Origin of the sequence: Aquibacillus saliphilus (genome assembly GCF_020404745.1) — a bacterium.
GTDB classification, from domain to species: domain Bacteria; phylum Bacillota; class Bacilli; order Bacillales; family Amphibacillaceae; genus Aquibacillus; species Aquibacillus saliphilus.
The window spans coordinates 188,551-206,176 of the sequence record NZ_JAIZAP010000003.1 but is presented as its reverse complement, the minus strand read 5'-3'; the positions used below and the strand labels follow the sequence as shown (position 1 = coordinate 206,176).

At 34.0% G+C, this 17,626-nt stretch carries 14 protein-coding genes and 1 pseudogene; 14 read left to right on the top strand and 1 reads right to left on the bottom strand.

All coding sequences use genetic code 11. The features are described 5' to 3' along the window. The first annotated feature begins 7 nt into the window (after nucleotides 1–7). From gtfA to LD272_RS04940, 10 genes are all read left to right on the top strand, one after another. A complete protein-coding gene (gene gtfA / locus LD272_RS04985; RefSeq protein WP_226035491.1) occupies nucleotides 8–1,477 on the top strand; it encodes a sucrose phosphorylase in 1,470 nt (489 codons plus the stop codon). Nucleotides 1,478–1,847: 370 nt separating this feature from the next. Beyond that, nucleotides 1,848–3,221, top strand: a complete 1,374-nt coding sequence (locus tag LD272_RS04980; protein WP_226035490.1) for an ABC transporter substrate-binding protein — start codon at nucleotides 1,848–1,850, stop codon at nucleotides 3,219–3,221. A 62-nt stretch (nucleotides 3,222–3,283) separates the two neighbouring features. Next, the gene (locus LD272_RS04975; RefSeq protein WP_226035489.1) at nucleotides 3,284–4,165 is read left to right on the top strand and encodes a carbohydrate ABC transporter permease; all 882 of its coding nucleotides are present in this window, start codon (nucleotides 3,284–3,286) and stop codon (nucleotides 4,163–4,165) included. Beyond that, a complete protein-coding gene (locus tag LD272_RS04970) occupies nucleotides 4,165–4,995 on the top strand; it encodes a carbohydrate ABC transporter permease (protein WP_226035488.1) in 831 nt (276 codons plus the stop codon). Before LD272_RS04975 ends, LD272_RS04970 begins: the two co-directional genes overlap by 1 nt. An 89-nt stretch (nucleotides 4,996–5,084) precedes the next feature. Then, a complete protein-coding gene (locus LD272_RS04965) occupies nucleotides 5,085–6,077 on the top strand; it encodes a LacI family DNA-binding transcriptional regulator (RefSeq protein WP_226035487.1) in 993 nt (330 codons plus the stop codon). Nucleotides 6,078–6,136: 59 nt separating this feature from the next. Then, a complete protein-coding gene (locus LD272_RS04960) occupies nucleotides 6,137–6,355 on the top strand; it encodes a Nif3-like dinuclear metal center hexameric protein (protein ID WP_226035486.1) in 219 nt (72 codons plus the stop codon). A gap of 122 nt (nucleotides 6,356–6,477) precedes the next feature. After that, nucleotides 6,478–6,795: a hypothetical protein gene (locus tag LD272_RS04955; protein ID WP_226035485.1), complete on the top strand. Its 318-nt coding sequence runs from the start codon at nucleotides 6,478–6,480 to the stop codon at nucleotides 6,793–6,795. 164 nt (nucleotides 6,796–6,959) lie between these two features. Next, a complete protein-coding gene (locus tag LD272_RS04950) occupies nucleotides 6,960–7,763 on the top strand; it encodes an alpha/beta hydrolase (RefSeq protein ID WP_226035484.1) in 804 nt (267 codons plus the stop codon). A gap of 126 nt (nucleotides 7,764–7,889) precedes the next feature. Continuing rightward, nucleotides 7,890–8,339, top strand: coding sequence for a DUF3237 domain-containing protein (locus LD272_RS04945; protein WP_226035483.1), 450 nt, complete (start codon nucleotides 7,890–7,892; stop codon nucleotides 8,337–8,339). A gap of 273 nt (nucleotides 8,340–8,612) precedes the next feature. After that, nucleotides 8,613–10,109, top strand: a complete 1,497-nt coding sequence (locus LD272_RS04940; protein ID WP_226035526.1) for a glycoside hydrolase family 32 protein — start codon at nucleotides 8,613–8,615, stop codon at nucleotides 10,107–10,109. A 187-nt stretch (nucleotides 10,110–10,296) separates the two neighbouring features. Here the strand turns inward: LD272_RS04940 and LD272_RS04935 are convergent. Further along, nucleotides 10,297–10,484: pseudogene (locus tag LD272_RS04935) on the bottom strand (tyrosine-type recombinase/integrase); the annotation flags it as partial. A gap of 188 nt (nucleotides 10,485–10,672) precedes the next feature. Here LD272_RS04935 and LD272_RS04930 point away from each other — a divergent pair. From LD272_RS04930 to LD272_RS04915, 4 genes are all read left to right on the top strand, one after another. Further along, nucleotides 10,673–12,022 (top strand): glycosyltransferase family 2 protein, encoded by a 1,350-nt coding sequence (locus LD272_RS04930; protein ID WP_226035482.1) that lies wholly within the window; start codon nucleotides 10,673–10,675, stop codon nucleotides 12,020–12,022. A gap of 266 nt (nucleotides 12,023–12,288) precedes the next feature. Next, nucleotides 12,289–14,055 carry a sensor domain-containing diguanylate cyclase gene (locus LD272_RS04925; RefSeq protein ID WP_226035481.1) on the top strand — a complete coding sequence of 589 codons (1,767 nt, stop codon included), beginning with the start codon at nucleotides 12,289–12,291 and terminating at the stop codon, nucleotides 14,053–14,055. A 343-nt stretch (nucleotides 14,056–14,398) separates the two neighbouring features. After that, the gene (locus LD272_RS04920; protein WP_226035480.1) at nucleotides 14,399–16,363 is read left to right on the top strand and encodes a sensor histidine kinase; all 1,965 of its coding nucleotides are present in this window, start codon (nucleotides 14,399–14,401) and stop codon (nucleotides 16,361–16,363) included. Continuing rightward, entirely contained in the window at nucleotides 16,338–17,471 is a 1,134-nt protein-coding gene (locus tag LD272_RS04915; RefSeq protein ID WP_226035479.1) for a response regulator, read from the top strand. The genes LD272_RS04920 and LD272_RS04915 overlap by 26 nt, the downstream gene beginning before the upstream one ends. Nucleotides 17,472–17,626 lie beyond the last annotated feature (155 nt).

Sequence of the window (17,626 nt, the reverse complement as noted above, 5' to 3'; positions counted from 1 at the left end):
GAATAGCATGGCTGTTAAAAACCAAGTACAACTCATAACATATCCAGATTCGTTAGGAGGTAATCTTAGGAACTTACATGATGTAATGTTTAAATATTTTTCTGACACCTTTAAGGGTGGAGTCCATATACTGCCTCCGTTTCCCTCATCGGGAGATCGGGGGTTTGCTCCATTGACGTATTTAAAAATAGAGCCCAACTTAGGAACTTGGAAGGATATAAGTGACATAGGAGAAAGATTTGATGTTTTACTGGATTTAATGGTTAATCATATCTCTAGACAATCAGAATATTTCCAGGACTTCCTTAAGAAAGGAAGACAATCTGAATTTGCTGACTTATTTATTACTTTAGAAAAAATATGGGATGATGGAAAGCCAAATCAAGAAGATATTGATAAGATGTTTCTTCGTCGAAAGAAGCCTTATTCAACATTTGAAATTGAAGATACTGATGAAAAAGAAACAGTATGGACCACATTTGGAAAGGCTAATCCTTCAGAACAAATTGATTTAGACATAAATTCAGACAAGGTGAAGCAACTTTTTATAGAATTCTTTAAGAACTTCAAGGAACATAATGTAAAAATAGTCAGGCTTGATGCGGTAGGTTATATAGTGAAAAAGCTTGGGACAAGCTGCTTTTTTGTGGAACCTGAGATTTATCAATTCTTAAACTGGATTAGGGAGACTGCTAATTCGTTTGATATTGAATTGCTTCCAGAAGTCCATTCACATCACAGTATTCAATACAAGCTTGCAGATCATGGCTTTTGGATATACGATTTCATCTTACCATATAGAATTTTATCTACAATAATCAATAAAACTAGTGGAGATTTGCTTCAATATTTAAGAACTCGTCCACATAAGCAATTTACAATGCTAGATTGTCACGATGGTATACCAGTTAAACCTGATATGGATGATCTGATAGATACAAGGGATGCGCAAGAATTAGTAGATGTTTGTGTTGAAAGAGGAGCTAATCTTAGCCTTATATTGTCTGATGAGCATAAAGATCCAGATGGATTCGATGTGCATCAAATTCGTTGTTCATACTATTCTGTTCTTAATAGTGACAATGATGCTTATCTAGCTGCAAGAGCAATTCAATTTTTCACACCTGGCATTCCTCAGGTTTACTATGTAGGATTATTAGCAGGTGAAAATGATCACCAAAGAGTAAACGAAACTGGTGAGGGAAGAGAAATTAACCGTCACAATTTCACATTAAATGAAATTGAACAATCACTTAAAAAAGATGTCGTTCAAAGATTAATGAGGTTAATAAAGTTTCGTAATGAATATGAGGCATTTAATGGGAAATTTGTTGTTATAGATTCAGTGGAATATGAAGTAAGACTTCGTTGGCAACTTAGGGATAAAAAGTGTGAGCTGTTCGTGGACTTGAATACTAATGAAACGATTATAGAATATATAGATGAAAATGGAAAAGTTACTAAGTATTTTGTGTAATTAAAAATTGCTTAAGTCTATAACAACACTTGGTTATGGTCTATAATATAGAACTTTTCCATTCTTTATATTAATAGAGAAAATTGAGTAGTTCTAATTTTCAAATTAAATATGTTAACCGGTTGACACCAATATGTCAATCGGTTAACATATAAAATAGGAAGCGTTTTCAATAGTGATTTTTTGGGGGGGATCGTTATTAAAGTTTAAAACAGTGGTGTTGAATTTAGTCAACACAAAAGAATATTTAGAGGGGTAATTATTTGACAGATATTATAGGTTGACAAGGATTCATTGATTCATTGAAGAAGTAGAAAGTTATTGGGAGTCAAAAGGTGAAAAATTATAATTTGAATGGAGGAATTATTTTATGAAAATAAGAATGTCTAGTATCTTCAAATTAATCGTAGTAGCTTTGCTATCGTTATTGATTGCTTGCTCAAATGATAGTTCGAACTCTGATGATGGTTCAAATGTGGACGAGAACTCAAATACAGGTGATAACGCAAATGATAATCAAGAACAAGACGAAGAAGTGAAAGTAACGTTCTTTAACACATCTGCTGAAGTAAATGAGATATTCGAAAACTTATTTACTGAATATCAAGATTTAAATCCAAACGTAACAGTTGAATTAATCCCGACACCAGTAGGTGGAGCTCAAATAGAAAAGTTCCAGTCACTATTAGCATCCGGAACTCCTGCTACTGTTGCAAACCTTGATGCCGGAACAATTCTACAATATAAGGATAAATTCCTTGAATTAGAATCTGAAAGAGAGAAGTATGAGGAATTAACAAAACCAGGAACTGTTGACCGTGTTATGCTTGATGGGAAATTTTTAGGGGTACCTTGGACTTCACAAGGATATGGACTACTATACAATACTAGAGTCGTAGAGGAAGCAATTGGGGGAGAGTTTGACCCATCTACAATAAGAACTCGTGATGATTTGGAGAGTTTATTTGAAGAAATAGATGCTGCAGGAACAGCTCCGATTATTATTCATGGAGCAGATTGGTCAATTGGTGCACATTATTCAGGACTAGCCTATGCTTTGCAATCTAAAGATATTAACGAAAATTTAGATTTTTTGCAAGAATTGAAAAATGGAAATGTTGAATTATCAGAAAATGCGCAATTTAGTGGTATAATGGATACTTTTGACTTATTAATGGAATATAATTTAAGAAAAGATGACCCGCTTGTATCTGATGTTAACTTGGATGGTGCAGATTTTGCTAATGGTGAGTCAGCATTTTATTTCATGGGTGATTGGGCTTGGTCTATAATAGGTCAACTAGAGGGAAGAGACGACGAATTTGGTGTAATACCTGTTCCAATTAGCAATAATCCTGACGATTATGGGAATAGTCAGGTTGCATTTAGTGAGCCCAAACTATTCGCCATTGATGATACAGAATCTACTGAAGCGCAGCAAGAGGTTGCTAAGGATCTAATAGAATGGATGTTAACGAGTGAAGAGGGGCAAACAGCGATTATTTCCGAAATGGGCTTGAATATGCCATATACTGATTTGAAAGCAGAAAGTTCTAATGTTATCTCTAATAGTGTTGCAGAATTTGCTGATCGAGGAGATATTATAAATATTGGCGTTATTAATCACTTTCCAACGGATTGGTGGTCAAATGTAGGTGCATCAATGCAAAAGTACCTATCTAACAATATAGAACGCGAAGAATTATTTAATGAAATAGAAGACTACTGGGAGTCTACTAAATAATATATAAATTTTCAAAGTGTGGAAAAGACTTCTTTTCCACACTTTGTTAAAGGAGTAACTGTATGAGACAAAACAAAAAACTCAAAAATTTTGGTACCTTCTTGTTATTTGGAGGACCTACATTATTTATTTTTTCAGCCGTTATCGTTATTCCATTTATTTTTGGATTATATTTAACCTTTACAAACTGGAGTGTTGCAACAGGAGATAATACCTTTGTTGGGTTAGGTAATTACGTTGAAGTATTTACTGACGATGGTTTTCTTACGTCCTTCTGGTTTACAATAAAATATGTTATAGCTTGTTTAATATTTGCTAATCTATTTGCCTTTTTTATAGCTTTAGCACTTACAAGTAAAATTAAAGGTCAGGGTTTATTGAGAACTGGTTTTTTCACACCTAATTTAATTGGAGGTATAGTGTTAGGTTATTTATGGCAAATATTATTTTCTCGCGTTCTTCCGTTTTTAGGTGACCAATACGGATGGGCGATGTTTGAAAAATCCTGGTTAGGAGATCCGGATAAAGCGTTTTGGGCACTTGTGGTTGCTACAGTTTGGCAACTAATAGGTTATCTTGTCATTATATATATGGCAGGCTTTGCAAGTGTGCCTAAAGATGTTTTAGAAGCTGCTAGTATTGATGGAGCAAATTATTTTCAGGGTTTACGAAAAATTATATTACCTCTTTCCATTCCGTCAATTATTATATGCTTCTTTTTAACAATTACACGAGCATTCTTAGCATATGATATTAACTTATCTTTGACTGATGGTGGTCCTTATAATTCCACACAGATGGTGTCTTATCATATCGTTCAAAAAGCCTTTTTATCTAACGATTATGGTGCAGGACAAGCCGAAGCAATCGTCCTTTTCCTTGCGGTAGCACTTATTGCGATAACACAGACATATATACTTAAGAAACGGGAGGTAGAGGCTTGATGGTTAAAAAGAATAATAGTCTTGCAGCGATTTTAAAAATAATAGTTTTATACATCACTCTTCTCATCATTTTATTACCTTTTCTCATTATAGTAATGAATTCTTTTAAAACAACACAAAAGTTCATTGAAAGTCCATTTTCATTACCTAAATCATTTGATTTTTCCAATTACATTGAAGCGTTTCAAAGTATGAACTTTATGCAAGGCATTACTAACTCGCTGATATTAACAGTTGGAAGTATTATTGTCATTGTATTTTTTTCTTCTATGACAGCATATTTATTTGCTCGGTTTAAATGGAAAATTAATAGTATTCTATTCTTTTGTATATTGTCTTCAATGGCGCTTCCATTTCAAGTATTAATGATTCCGCTTGTTATTTTATATGGCGAAATGGACCTTTTAAATATGCGTCCCTCTTTAATGTTTATGTATGTCGGATTTGGATTACCTTTAGGTGTATTTATTTTTCATGGTTTTATTAAAGGGATTCCTTATGAATTAGAGGAAGCAGCATTTATTGAAGGTTGCTCAAGGTTAAGAACTTTCTTTGTTGTAGTTTTGCCATTGTTAAAACCTGTTATGGTGACGCTGATTATATTAGAGGTTCTTATAATTTGGAACGATTATCTGTTAGCAAGTTTAATAGTACAATCACCTGAACTTAGAACGTTGCCATTATCTGTATTTAACTTTTTCACAGCCTATTCTGTTGACTATGCACCACTAATGGCTGGATTACTGATGGCAATGATTCCTGTATTACTTTTATATTTAGGACTACAAAAACATATTATTCAAGGGATTGTAGATGGGGCGCTAAAATAAAGAGATGAGAAACTGGAATGTGTTAAAAAATAGTTCATAGCTTGGAGATTAACTATTCTATGTTCAGCCGAATATTTTAAAATAAAGAATTGAGGAAAAAAATGACAGTAACGATTAAAGATCTTGCAGAAAAGGTAGGTGTAACCGTTACTACTATTTCTAGGGTATTAAATAACCGTGGTTATATAAGTGATGATCTTAGGAAGAGAGTACAAGAATCTATTAAAGAACTCAATTATCAGCCCAATGAATTGGCTAGGTCGTTATCTAGAAAAAAATCAAATATTATTGGGTTAATAATTCCGGATGTATCTCACCCTTTCTTTTCAGAGTTAACAAAACATATCGAGTATTATGCATATGAACAAGGTTATAAGATACTCTTATGTAATTCCTTGCTGAATAAGGATAAAGAAAGAGAGTATATAGACTTATTAAAGGCGAGTCAAGTAGATGGGATTATCATGGGGAGCCAAACAATAAGTGTAGAAGATTTTGAACTAATTAATCTACCTATTATAACAATTGACCGTAAAATTTCTGATGAAATACCATATATATGCTCAGATAATTATGATGGTGGGAAAAAAGCGACTGAATTACTCATTGAGAAAAAATGTAAAAAAATCGCACATATAAGTGGTAATCTACAATTAAATCTATTAGCAAAACAAAGACATGAGGCCTTTGTAGATCAAGTGGTCAGAAATGGAATTGAATATGTTGTGGTAGAAACTGATATTAATGGCTTTGATTTAAAAGATTGTGAAAATTTAGTGCATAAGTTATTCCTTGAGCATCCTGATTTAGATGGAGTATTTGCAAGCAGTGATATTATAGCAATGCAAGTTATTAATGAATGTAATCAATTAGGGTATTTAATCCCCGAGCAAATAAAGGTTGTTGGGTACGATGGGATTGCACAAGGATATATTCGAAATTATATGATTACAACAATAGAACAACCTATTAGAGAAATGGGTCAAAGGGCAGTAGAGAATCTAGTACAACAAATATTAGATACAAACCCTCCTTTGGAAACAATTTTACCGGTAAAATTATTGGAAAGGGAAACTACCTGATGATGGTCAGACAGTAAGTTGAAGATATGGAGTAAAATAAATGAATCCTCAAAGAAGTTATGGAGACTGCAATAAGTCACAATTGTGATGATCTTAGACTTCAAAATACTGGGGACAAGCTCATATGTGGTGACTACAATACTGAGGTAAAGGGAATAGTTACTACATTTATGGCTACGGTTGATGTCATTAAACAGGCAATAGAAATAGGTGCGAATTTAATTATTACACATGAACCAACCTTTTATACTGGTAATGATGAACTAGATTGGTTATAAAATGATCCTTTATACCTTTCGAAGAAGAAATTAATAGAAGATAACAATATAGCTATATGGCGTTATCATGAATACATGCATTTAGGCAAAGCTGATAAAATCTACGATGGATTAATAAAGAATTGAACTCGGAGGATAAAGCACCACAACAAAGTGACAACTCTGCTATTTCAATTGTTAATAGTAATCCATCAGAACTAAACAGATCGATGAAAGATAAACTATCAATATATGAGATTGAGTGTAAAACTTTGTCTGATTTGGCAAGATTATTCAAGGAAAAATTATCAATGGACGTTATACAAATAGTGGCATGGATTCGTGAACATAATGTAGACGTAGTGGTTTGTGGTGAAATATTAGAGTGGACCCTTTGTGCATATATTAATGATGCTAAAATGCTAGTTCTCAATAAAGGGATGATAGTTCTTGGACATTGAACGAAGTGAAGAATGGGGTGTGAAATACATGCAAGAGTGGCTTAAGTCACTGGTGAAAGACATTCCTGTAACCTTTGTTGATGCAAAAGAACCGTTTATTTATTTGTAATAGTAAGCTATAACATAGAATATAAATGCTATGACTTATAAAAGGAGAGAGCATAATGGCAATGTTACAGGTTAATTTTCATTCAAACGCCTTACAAAGAGAAGTAGTATTTAATGCTATTATCCCAATAGATACTATGGAGATACCTGGTAGACAAAAAAATAACCAAGAGCCTTTAAAAGCACTGTATTTGTTACATGGTTATTCAGGGGGTTTAACTGATTGGATTAGCTTTAGCAAAATACGAGAGTTATCAGACAAGTATCTTGTTGCAGTCTTTATGCCTGCAGGAGAAAATCATTTTTATATCGATGATGAAGATAGAAGGGCGTTATACGGAGAGTATGTTGGAAATGAACTTGTAAAGTATACACGAGAGTTATTTCCATTATCACACCGTAAAGAAGATACATTTATTGGTGGGTTTTCTATGGGTGGATATGGTGCAATTCGCAATGGATTAAAATATGCCGATAACTTTGGTCGAATTATTGCTTTATCTTCAGCGCTTATTACATACAAAATACATAATGCAAGTACCGACTATGATGATGGTGTCGGCAATTATAAATATTTTAAAAGTATCTTTGGTGATTTAACGCAGCTTCAGGGGAGTGATAAAGATCCTGAGGCATTGATAAATAATTTGAAAAATACAAATACGTGTATACCTAGTATCTATTTGGCTTGTGGTACAGAAGATTTCTTGTTAGATGTTAATCATAAGTTTCGTGATTTTTTACAGTCAGAAAAAGTAGAACATTCTTATTTGGAATCACCAGGAGAACATTCATGGGAGTTTTGGAACGAGTATATAGAAAAGGCATTATCATGGGCGATTCCAACAGTTCGAAATTAGATGAATAAAAATATTCATGAACAAATAATTAAGAGTAATCAAATGCCCATCAATTCCGATAGATGGGCATTATTTGTAGACATTATGAAAAAAAGATAGGAATTGAATAAAAAGGGTGGATATTATTTGGATTTCAGAACTGAACTCGCAATGAAGTTAATTGTATATTGTGATCAAGAATTAGAAATTGGCCAAACTTATACAGGTGTTCGCAGAGTAGTGCCGATAATTGGTGGTACATTCGAAGGGCCAGGTGTAAATGGAATTGTGTTACCTGGAGGAGCGGATTGGAATCTAACAAGGTCTGATGGAACTGGTGAAGTCTGGGCAAGATATACACTACAAGCCAATGATGGAGCACTTATCTCAGTGATTAATCAAGGCAAAAGTTATATTAAATCATTGACAAAAAAGAACGACAAAATGGGTACTCCTGAAGAGGATGTATATATATATACTACACCTAGCTTTGAAGTATCTGGTGAAAAGTATAGTTGGTTAAATACTAATATGTTTATTGGTACATTAGAACCTCATCCTAAGGGTGTGCAATTGCATTTCTTTAGAATAGTTTAATTATAGATTAGTAGAAGTTTTGACCGGGATTTTTTTAATATGGAAAACTATTAGGAGTATAAGAATGCTAGGCAGTCTGCTTTCGTAAGAAAAACTATGAATTCACTTAAAAACCATTTTGAAATATTATATGCAAACAATGAGATTAGAATGAAATCAACGTTGTTAACAAATAGAGAGCCTATCCAACCATAAAAATAGTAACCATATATTATTAATTGGTGAGTTTTAGGTAGAAGTCCATTCGAGAAAAAGGAGAAGTGATTGAACATTATGACAATTGATAATAATTCCATAAAAAAAACATATAGACATAATTACCATCTCATGCCGGAACGTGGTTGGATGAATGATCCAAATGGATTTTCTTATTTTAATAATGAATATCACCTTTTTTATCAGCACTATCCATATGATACGAAATGGGGACCTGCGCACTGGGCACATGCAGTCAGTACAGATTTAATAAAATGGAAGCCTAAAGGTATTGCTCTGACACCGGGTGAGGAATACGACAAGAATGGTGTTTTTTCTGGGTCAGGAATTCAAATTGGTAGAGAGCATTGGTTATATTATACGGGACATATTGATTCACTTCTTGATACTAAATATGACTCAGACTTGAAAAAGAAACCATCCACTGTTGAGGGTAAAGAAACTAATTCCTTTATTAGACAGGTCCAGTGTCTAGCAAAGTCTGTAGATGGGTTAACTTATCATAAATATGAACATAATCCTGTAATTTCATCTAATCAGATCCCGTTAGAATTTAGAATAGAGGATTTCCGTGATCCAAAGATTTGGGTGTACAAGAGTAAATTCTATATGGTGGTTGGTGCTAGCAGTAAGAAGAATGTAGGATATGTGTTATTCTATACCTCAATAGACGGATTGAACTGGCAGTTTTTAAATAAGTTAACACTTGGTAAGGATTATGGAACAGTATGGGAGTGTCCAGATTTTTTTGAACTGGAAGGAAAGCATGTATTACTAATTTCACCTCAGGAAGTAAATCGCGTTGATAATCATAATAAAAACATCCATACTACTATGGCTTTAATCGGATTACTTAATTATAATACCGGTGAGTTTGTTGTAGAATTTGAGCAAGAACTGGACCAGGGATTTGATTTTTACGCGCCACAATCTCTTTTAACAAAAGAGGGTAAACGTGTCCTAATTGCTTGGATGAATATGTGGCATGAAAAGTACATTTTGCATGAGTTAGGGCATGGGTGGAATGGTTCAATGACAATTCCTAGGGAACTATCATTAAAAAATGGAGAGCTTTTTCAAAAACCATATCAGAAAATTGAAGGTTATCAAAAAAATAAAATTGAATTTTATAATCTTTCCTTAGATGGAGAATACGATGATAAAAGTCTATATGGAAATAGTCAGCGAATAGATATTCAATTTGACATGCAAAATAGTCATAAACTTGCCTTCGAATTGTTCAAAGGTAAACGTGAAGGGTTGCTATTGACCTTTGATAAGAATCGCAATGAGTTAACCTTAGATCGTAAAAAATCAGATTATGCAATTGAGTATTTAACAGCTAACGATTGTACTAGAAGCCAGTTTATAGATTTATCTAAACCAATTTCCTTAACAATTTTATTAGATGTTTCATCGATTGAAATTTTTGTTAACGATGGTGAACAAGTATTTACCTCTTTGTTTTTTTCAAAAGAACTAGGGGAGCGGGTAGTTATTCATTCTGAAGGTAAGACTATTTTTAAAAAATTGATAAAATGGGAGATTGAATAGAGTTTGGATGATGTGGCATAAGTATAAGATTAGCCCTTGTTGCAAGAATGAGCTATATGGAAGGAATAAAGAAGAAAAACGGAAAAAAATGCTAGAAAGTTAATTAAATTTCCTAAATTAATATAAGACAGACAACCCCTGTATCGATTTTTTGTTGGATGCTAACATTTTGCTAATATAGAGGTTGTTAACGGAGGCTTCTCATAAGTTCAGCGAACTTTTGAGAAGCCTCTTTCTTTAATTCTTTCGTAACATGGAGATAAACATTTTCGTAATCTGATCATCCGAATGGCCAAGTCGTTCCATTATTTGTTCGAGTGAGACACCAGCCTCAGCAAGTAGTGATGTATGCGTATGGCGTAAAGAATGTGGTGTGAATCAGGATTTAATCCTGAAATTCCATCACAGAATATTTGGGATTCTTGTCATAAATAGGCAGAATTATTAAAAAAATACAAATTTTATATACAATTAATTACTATTTTACCTTTATATGTGGTAATATTTCATAGTTAGTAACACCTATATTAATGCTATAACTAAATAGAAAGGTAAAAAAACTTATGGATCCTTTACTTAATTCCGAACCACAATTAAGTCATGAATATAACAAACACTATATTCCAGTGAAAATAAAGTTTTTGATAAGTCATCTATTTTCTTTGTTATGGATGAGTCTTTCTATTTATCTTGCTCTTCCTTGGTTAAAAGATCTCTCGCATATTGTATCGTTTCCAATCGCCTTGTTAATTATTGGTGGTATTTCATACATTCCGGGATATATGAATGCCTTTTTACTTATGAGCTTAATTTTAGATCGCCAGCCTCTTCTTAAAACTGAATTTCCTAATGATGAGATTACAATGCTTATTGCTGCTTACAACGAAGAAGACAAAATTTTTCAGACTTTAAAGTACATAAATGAACAAGACTACAAGGGAAAAATAAAGGTATTTGTTATCAATAATTGTTCAACCGATCAAACTGTTCAGGAAGTATTAAAAGCCAATAAAGAATTAAACATTAAAATTGAGTTACTTAATGAAAACGCCCCTGGAAAATTCCATGCATTAAATCGTGGACTGAAGGTTGTTACAACTCCTTATGTCATTACGGTTGATGCAGATACTCTGCTTCATCCATCGTCCATTCGTTATCTTGTATCACGAATGAAATCTAGCCCAAAAGATGTTTGCGCTGTTGCCGGATCAGTTCTTGTGAAAAACAGCAGAGATAATTTATGGACAAAAGTTCAGGAATGGGATTATTTCTTAGGAATTGCATCTATTAAAAGACTTCAAGGCCTTTACCAAGGAACCTTAGTTGCCCAAGGCGCTTATAGTCTATATAAAACAGAATGTGTGAAAGAAGTCGGCGGTTGGCCTGATGCCATAGGGGAAGATATTGTTTTAACGTGGCGGTTACTTGAGAAAAAGTGGAAAGTTTATTTTGAACCATTAGCTGTTTCTTTTACGGAAGTTCCTGGCTCCTTAAAACACTTCGTTACTCAACGGGCAAGGTGGGCAAGAGGCATGATAGAAGGGCTAAAGGAAATAAAGCCTTGGGAACACTCTCAAATTTATGTTAAATATTTAACCGGAATTAATTTACTTATGCCTTATTTAGACATCGTCTATACTCTTTGTTGGATTCCAGGACTTATATTGGCTTTTTTCGGTTATTACTGGATTGTTGGTCCAATGACACTTCTGGTTTTACCCTTAACACTTGTTAGTTATAGCATTCTTTATTTCTATCAAAGAAATTTTGTATATAAACCTTTAAAACTGCGAATCCGAAAAAATTTTGCGGGATTTATTTTTTTCATTCTTTGTTATCAAATAATCATGTCTCCTGTGTCCGTGTACGGTTATATACAAGAAGTTTTTAAATTAAAAAGGCAGTGGAAGTGATTAAGTATTTTTTAGGGGGACTATTTGCACCCTTATTTTTTCTATATTCCTTAAGTTATGAAACAGTTCTTATTCAACCAAAAGTGTGCTTTCCATGTAACATGGGTTAGGCTATTTCCATTTTAGGGCCAAATTATTGAATAGAGAATTATTAACATCTCAAATATTTTCACAGTTCTATTAGCGAACTTTTAAAGGCACTGTAATCAATATAGTGAAATTATAGTATTAAGGGTAGTAGAAAACTTGGAAGAAGGGGATTAACAATGATACGGTACAACAAATGGTGCCAGCTAAATAAAATACACCTATGTGCTGTCTTCTGTATCATGATACTGTTGCTGTTACCTCTATCAGTCGAGGGATCTTCTGAAGAAAACCGTATCGTTCTCGGCCCTCACTTCGATGTGTTTCACGATTCCTCGAATAAAGTGACGATTGAAGATCTGATTGACGGGACGTATGATCAAAACTTTATACCAAGCACTCAAAAATATGCTTTTTTTTGGCATACCACTGATACGATCTGGCTTCGGCTGCCACTTAATGAACTAATTCAAGGAAACACGAGTGGCTACTTGATAGAAGGCATTGACAAACAAGATCACGTCAATGTGTATTTTGTCAAAGAAGACGGCACTTACACCTTTCAAGAAGGAGGCATTGCCGGGCTTGATAGCCAACCAATCCGGTACCGCTCTAACTTGTTTACTGTTGAAGAGCCGGATGTACAAGATGTGTATATTGCGCTTTCCGGTGAATTGCCACTCATGTTCAGTTCTATTCTGTATACAAATAAAAGCTTTCTTGAAAGCGTCATGACGTATAAGTTTTCGATTGGGTTATTTTACGGTTTTGTGTTGGCACTCATGCTGTATAATTTGTTCTTGTTTTTTTCTCTCAAAGAAAAAGCGTATTTTTACTATGTGTTATATATGCTCAGCTTTTTGGCGTACCAAGCTACTATGAATTCATTTGATCTTGAACTTGTTGGCCGTGTTTTTCCGGACTGGTTACTGTTTCGAACATTGCCGATGAGTTGCAATTTACTGGCTTTCTTTATGATTTTATTTGGCAAAGAATTTCTAGAGCTAAAAAAACATTTGCCGAAACATAACCGTGTGCTGAACATCTTTTTATGGCTCACCATTTTTGCGCTGTTATCAGTTTTTACCGTGCCAAACCTTGAAGCAGTAAATAATGTGACTACCTCTCTTACCGTAATCGTGTTAGCTTTTCTTTGGTTCTCAGGTTTAACTATGCTATTGAAGGGTTTCAAAATGGCTCGCTTCTATATGGTCGGTTGGACGGTATTGCTTGGGTCGATGCTAATTCAAGGCTTCGGCTTTTTAGGGTGGATTCCGTTTCATCCGGGTCTCTATGAAAATTTACCTGCCATCGCTGCCTGCTTTGAAGCGGTTTTTCTCTCATTAGCACTTGGTGATAAGATTAACTTAATGAAAAAAGAAATGAACAACAAACTAGAAGAAAAAGTACAGGAGCGGACTAAACAACTCGAAGAAGCAAAACAAAGGCTAGAACAGCTCGCCAATACAGACCGCCTCACAAAGATTTCAAACCGAATGAGTCTTGATTTTGAGTTGGATAAACAGCTACAGGAGGCCAAGACAAATGGAACGCCTCTATCACTTATTTTGCTAGATGTGGATAACTTCAAAGCTGTCAATGACCAGTTTGGCCATCAAGTTGGTGATATGGTACTCAAGGAAACAGCAAACCTCTTAAAAGAAAATATTCGCAAAACCGACATGGTCGGACGCTGGGGTGGAGAGGAATTTTTAGTGATTTCCCCTAATAGAGAAACAGTTGAAGCACTGGAGCTTGCTGAGTGTCTCAGGCAACATCTTGAAGCCCATTCTTTTTATGAAGTCGACCAAACAACTGCCAGTTTTGGCGTAGCCACTTACATAGAAGGTGATACACATAAATCCTTGTTATCTCGCTGTGATAAAGCGTTGTATGATGCAAAAGAAAAGGGTCGAAACCTGGTCGCTGTCCAAAAGCTCTTATGATTAATGATCGTCGCATTTTTTTAATCTGTTGGACCGACCAGCACAACTCAATTGGATAGAATTCACGAATGCCTTTAACATAAGCTCTCACAGTACTTCCACAGACCAATAGGTTGAGATATATCTGCGCTTTCTCCCCAGATATGGTTAATCATGTTTCATTCAAATAAATTATTTCGACTCGATGTAAAATTCTATTTAACGGATACATAAGTTGTCTATAAACAATATTGACCCTATTCACTCTTTAAAATATACTTAAAATATTAATGTTAGACCTATAAAGAGAACATTCTTATTATTAATAGATAGAGTATATGCCCCGCTAGAGAGGAGTTGTGACTTGAGTTGGACAAAGAAACTATTTATATTGGTCACGATTGTTTTAATTATTGGTTTGGTCGCTTATTATTGGACTGTTTTACATGAAGATACTGTAGTCAAAAAAGGAGAGGTTAACCTTTCGCAAACGCACTTTTTTGAGAATGGTCTTATTGAACTGAATGGAGAATGGGAGTTTTACTGGGAAGAATTGTTAAGACCTGAAGATTTTGAGAAACAAAATGAAAATATAGATTATACACTTGTTCCAGGAAATTGGAGTCGAGATTTTCATGGTAATCAGTATGAAGATAAAGGTTTTGCGACTTACCGAATGGTAATAAATGAAATTCCTGATGAAGTATATTTCGGTTTTAAAAAATCAAATATTCGTAATGCGAGTAAAGTCTACATAAATGGAGAAGTAGTTTTAGAGGATGGGCATGTTTCAAAATCTTTTGAAGATAGTGTGCCAGGAAATAATTCGGAAATTATTTATTTTGAAATGGATACTAAAACGGCTGAAATTATTGTCCATGCATCCAATCATGAATATATTGTTGGTGGTATTGCTAAACCACTTCTATTTGGTTTGCAGCAAAAATTAGTAAGCCATCAGCAACAAACTATTATGTTTGAATTTGCTATGATATTAGTAGTGTTTATGGTTGGTATATTTTATCTTATTTTGTTCTTTACAAGCAGGTACTACCGTATGATGGAACCCGCAACTTTTGTGTTAGCGCTAAGTTGCTTATGCTTTGGTGCGATGGGGAGTATGTATAGTGAACGTATTATTACTGTTATGTTTCCAGACCTCACATTGAACTCAACCTTCCGATTTGGCCATATCCTTAATGCTTTATCAGTCATATTTGCATTAAATGTTGTTAATAAAATTAATGATGCTTTTCTGTCGAACCGAATGAAATCTATTCTTTCTGCCATCTTTGGTTTTTTCATTATTTTTGTATTAACTTTACCGTTAAATCTTTATTTGAGCTCATTAAATTTTTATTTGTTATTTGTCGTAGCTATGTTTTTATCGATTTGGATAAAAGTCTTCCTTATGTTCTTTAAAAAACCAGATAAGGGGATGGAACAAATTGAGCATGTTACGCTTATTGTTGCGATATTTGCTGTGTTTTTATTTTGGTTTGATGTTATGCTCTATAGTTTTGGCATAAAAGCAGATATGGTAATCGCTTTTTGGTGTATGGCGATTTTTAGCCTCGCAATAGCCTCGCTACTAATCTATCGATATACGCTGTACTACAAAAAAAGTGAAGAACTCTCCAAAGAATTACTTCGCACTTTAGAAGTATTAACAGAGAAGTCTAATCAGGTTCGAGAAAATGAATTAGCGTTTTTACAAGCTCAAATTAAACCGCATTTTTTGTTTAATGCTTTAAATGTAATTTCATCTATGATATTACATCGTTCAGATCAAGCATATGAGCTAGTGTTATCCTTGAGTGATTATTTGCGTGCGAAATTTGATTTTTATAATAAAGAGAAATGGATCAGTATCAGAGATGAATTAGGTTTCATCTATTCCTATCTTGCTATTGAAAAAGCTCGTTTTGAGGAACGAATAAAGGTCGATGTTCAGTTGGAAGATGATATAGATTTTGTTGTACCGCCGTTATTAATTCAACCATTAGTCGAAAACGCGGTTAGGCACGGTGTAAATATGAAAAAAGAAGGGGGTACAGTTTCCATTCGTATTACGAAATTAACACAAGGTCATCTTATCAAGGTGAGTGATGATGGAGTAGGAATGACTAATGAAAAGTTACGAGATATATTAGATCAAACATTTTCCAATGAGGATGGAATTGGATTGCAAAATATTCAAAATCGTATGCATCGTTTATTCGGGAAGGGATTACAAATTGAAAGTTCACTAGGAGAAGGAACAACGATTTCAGTGATAATACCTGATCGGAGGATATACCAAAATGAAATTACTCATGATAGACGATGAACGAATGGCGATTGAACACCTAAAAACAATTCTTGAAAAAAGTCAGCAAGTGGAACTGAATGACTTAGCAACTTTTGTATCACCAAGCGACGCTTTACAGTGGGCTCAAACAGAGCACGTGGATGTAGCATTTGTGGATATTGAAATGCCGGAAATGAATGGATTGGTTTTAGCAGAAAAATTGAAAACCATTCAGCCTCACCTTGAAATTATCTTTGTCACAGCTTTCCAAGAATATGCGTTGGAAGCGTTTAAACAATATGCGTTAGACTATTTGCTTAAACCAGTTCGCCCCGAGCGAATGTTAACCACATTAAATCGAATCTATACTAGAGTGGAAGAGAAAAAAACATTGGCAAAATCTCTTGAAATGTTTTCGATTCATTTACTAGGAAACTTGATTATTCAAAAAGGGAATCAAGATATCGATTTGAAATGGCGTTCTGGTAAAGTAAAAGAGTTATTTGCTCTTTTATTGCATTTTCGCCGAAAACCGATTTCTAAATTTGATATTATTGATTATATTTGGCCGGATTTTCCAGATAAGAAAGCATTTACTCACTTACATATGACCATTTATCGATTGCGACAATTATTACAAACACACCAATTAAATGTAGTGATTAAATTTCAAGATGAGTCCTATCAATTAAGTTTAGGCACAGAAATTGTGGTTGACGTTGATCAGTGGCATCAACATTTAAAACGATATCCTACTGTGACCTCCGATAATTTGAAAGTATGTATGGACGCTCTACACATAAAACAGGGACGCTATATGCAGAATCTGGATTATAACTGGGCGAGTAATGAACAAGCCTATCTTGAAAAAAGTTATACGAATCGATTAATTGACATCGCTCGCTTACTGTCAAAATCAAAGCACTATGATGAAGCGATACAATATTATGAAGAAGCATTTCAATTAAATGATTATGATCAGCAAATAATGATCGAGCTATTTGAGTTGTATGCTCTAAAACATCGCTATGCCGATATTGAGAGATTCTATAAAGAGGTCAAGTATATTTATCAAGAAGAGCTTGTAACTCCAATGAGTAAGATGATTGAACGTTGGTATCGAAATTGGCAGAAAAAATTGGAATAAGCCTATATATATTGAAAATGTAGTCCTATGGTTATGTAGGACTACATTTTTTATGAGCAAAATTATCTAAACTAACTTTAATATGCCAAATATATGTGTGTTTTGTGGGGATTTAGACTTATGTTAAGTCTATGTTAAGTGCTAATAAATATAAT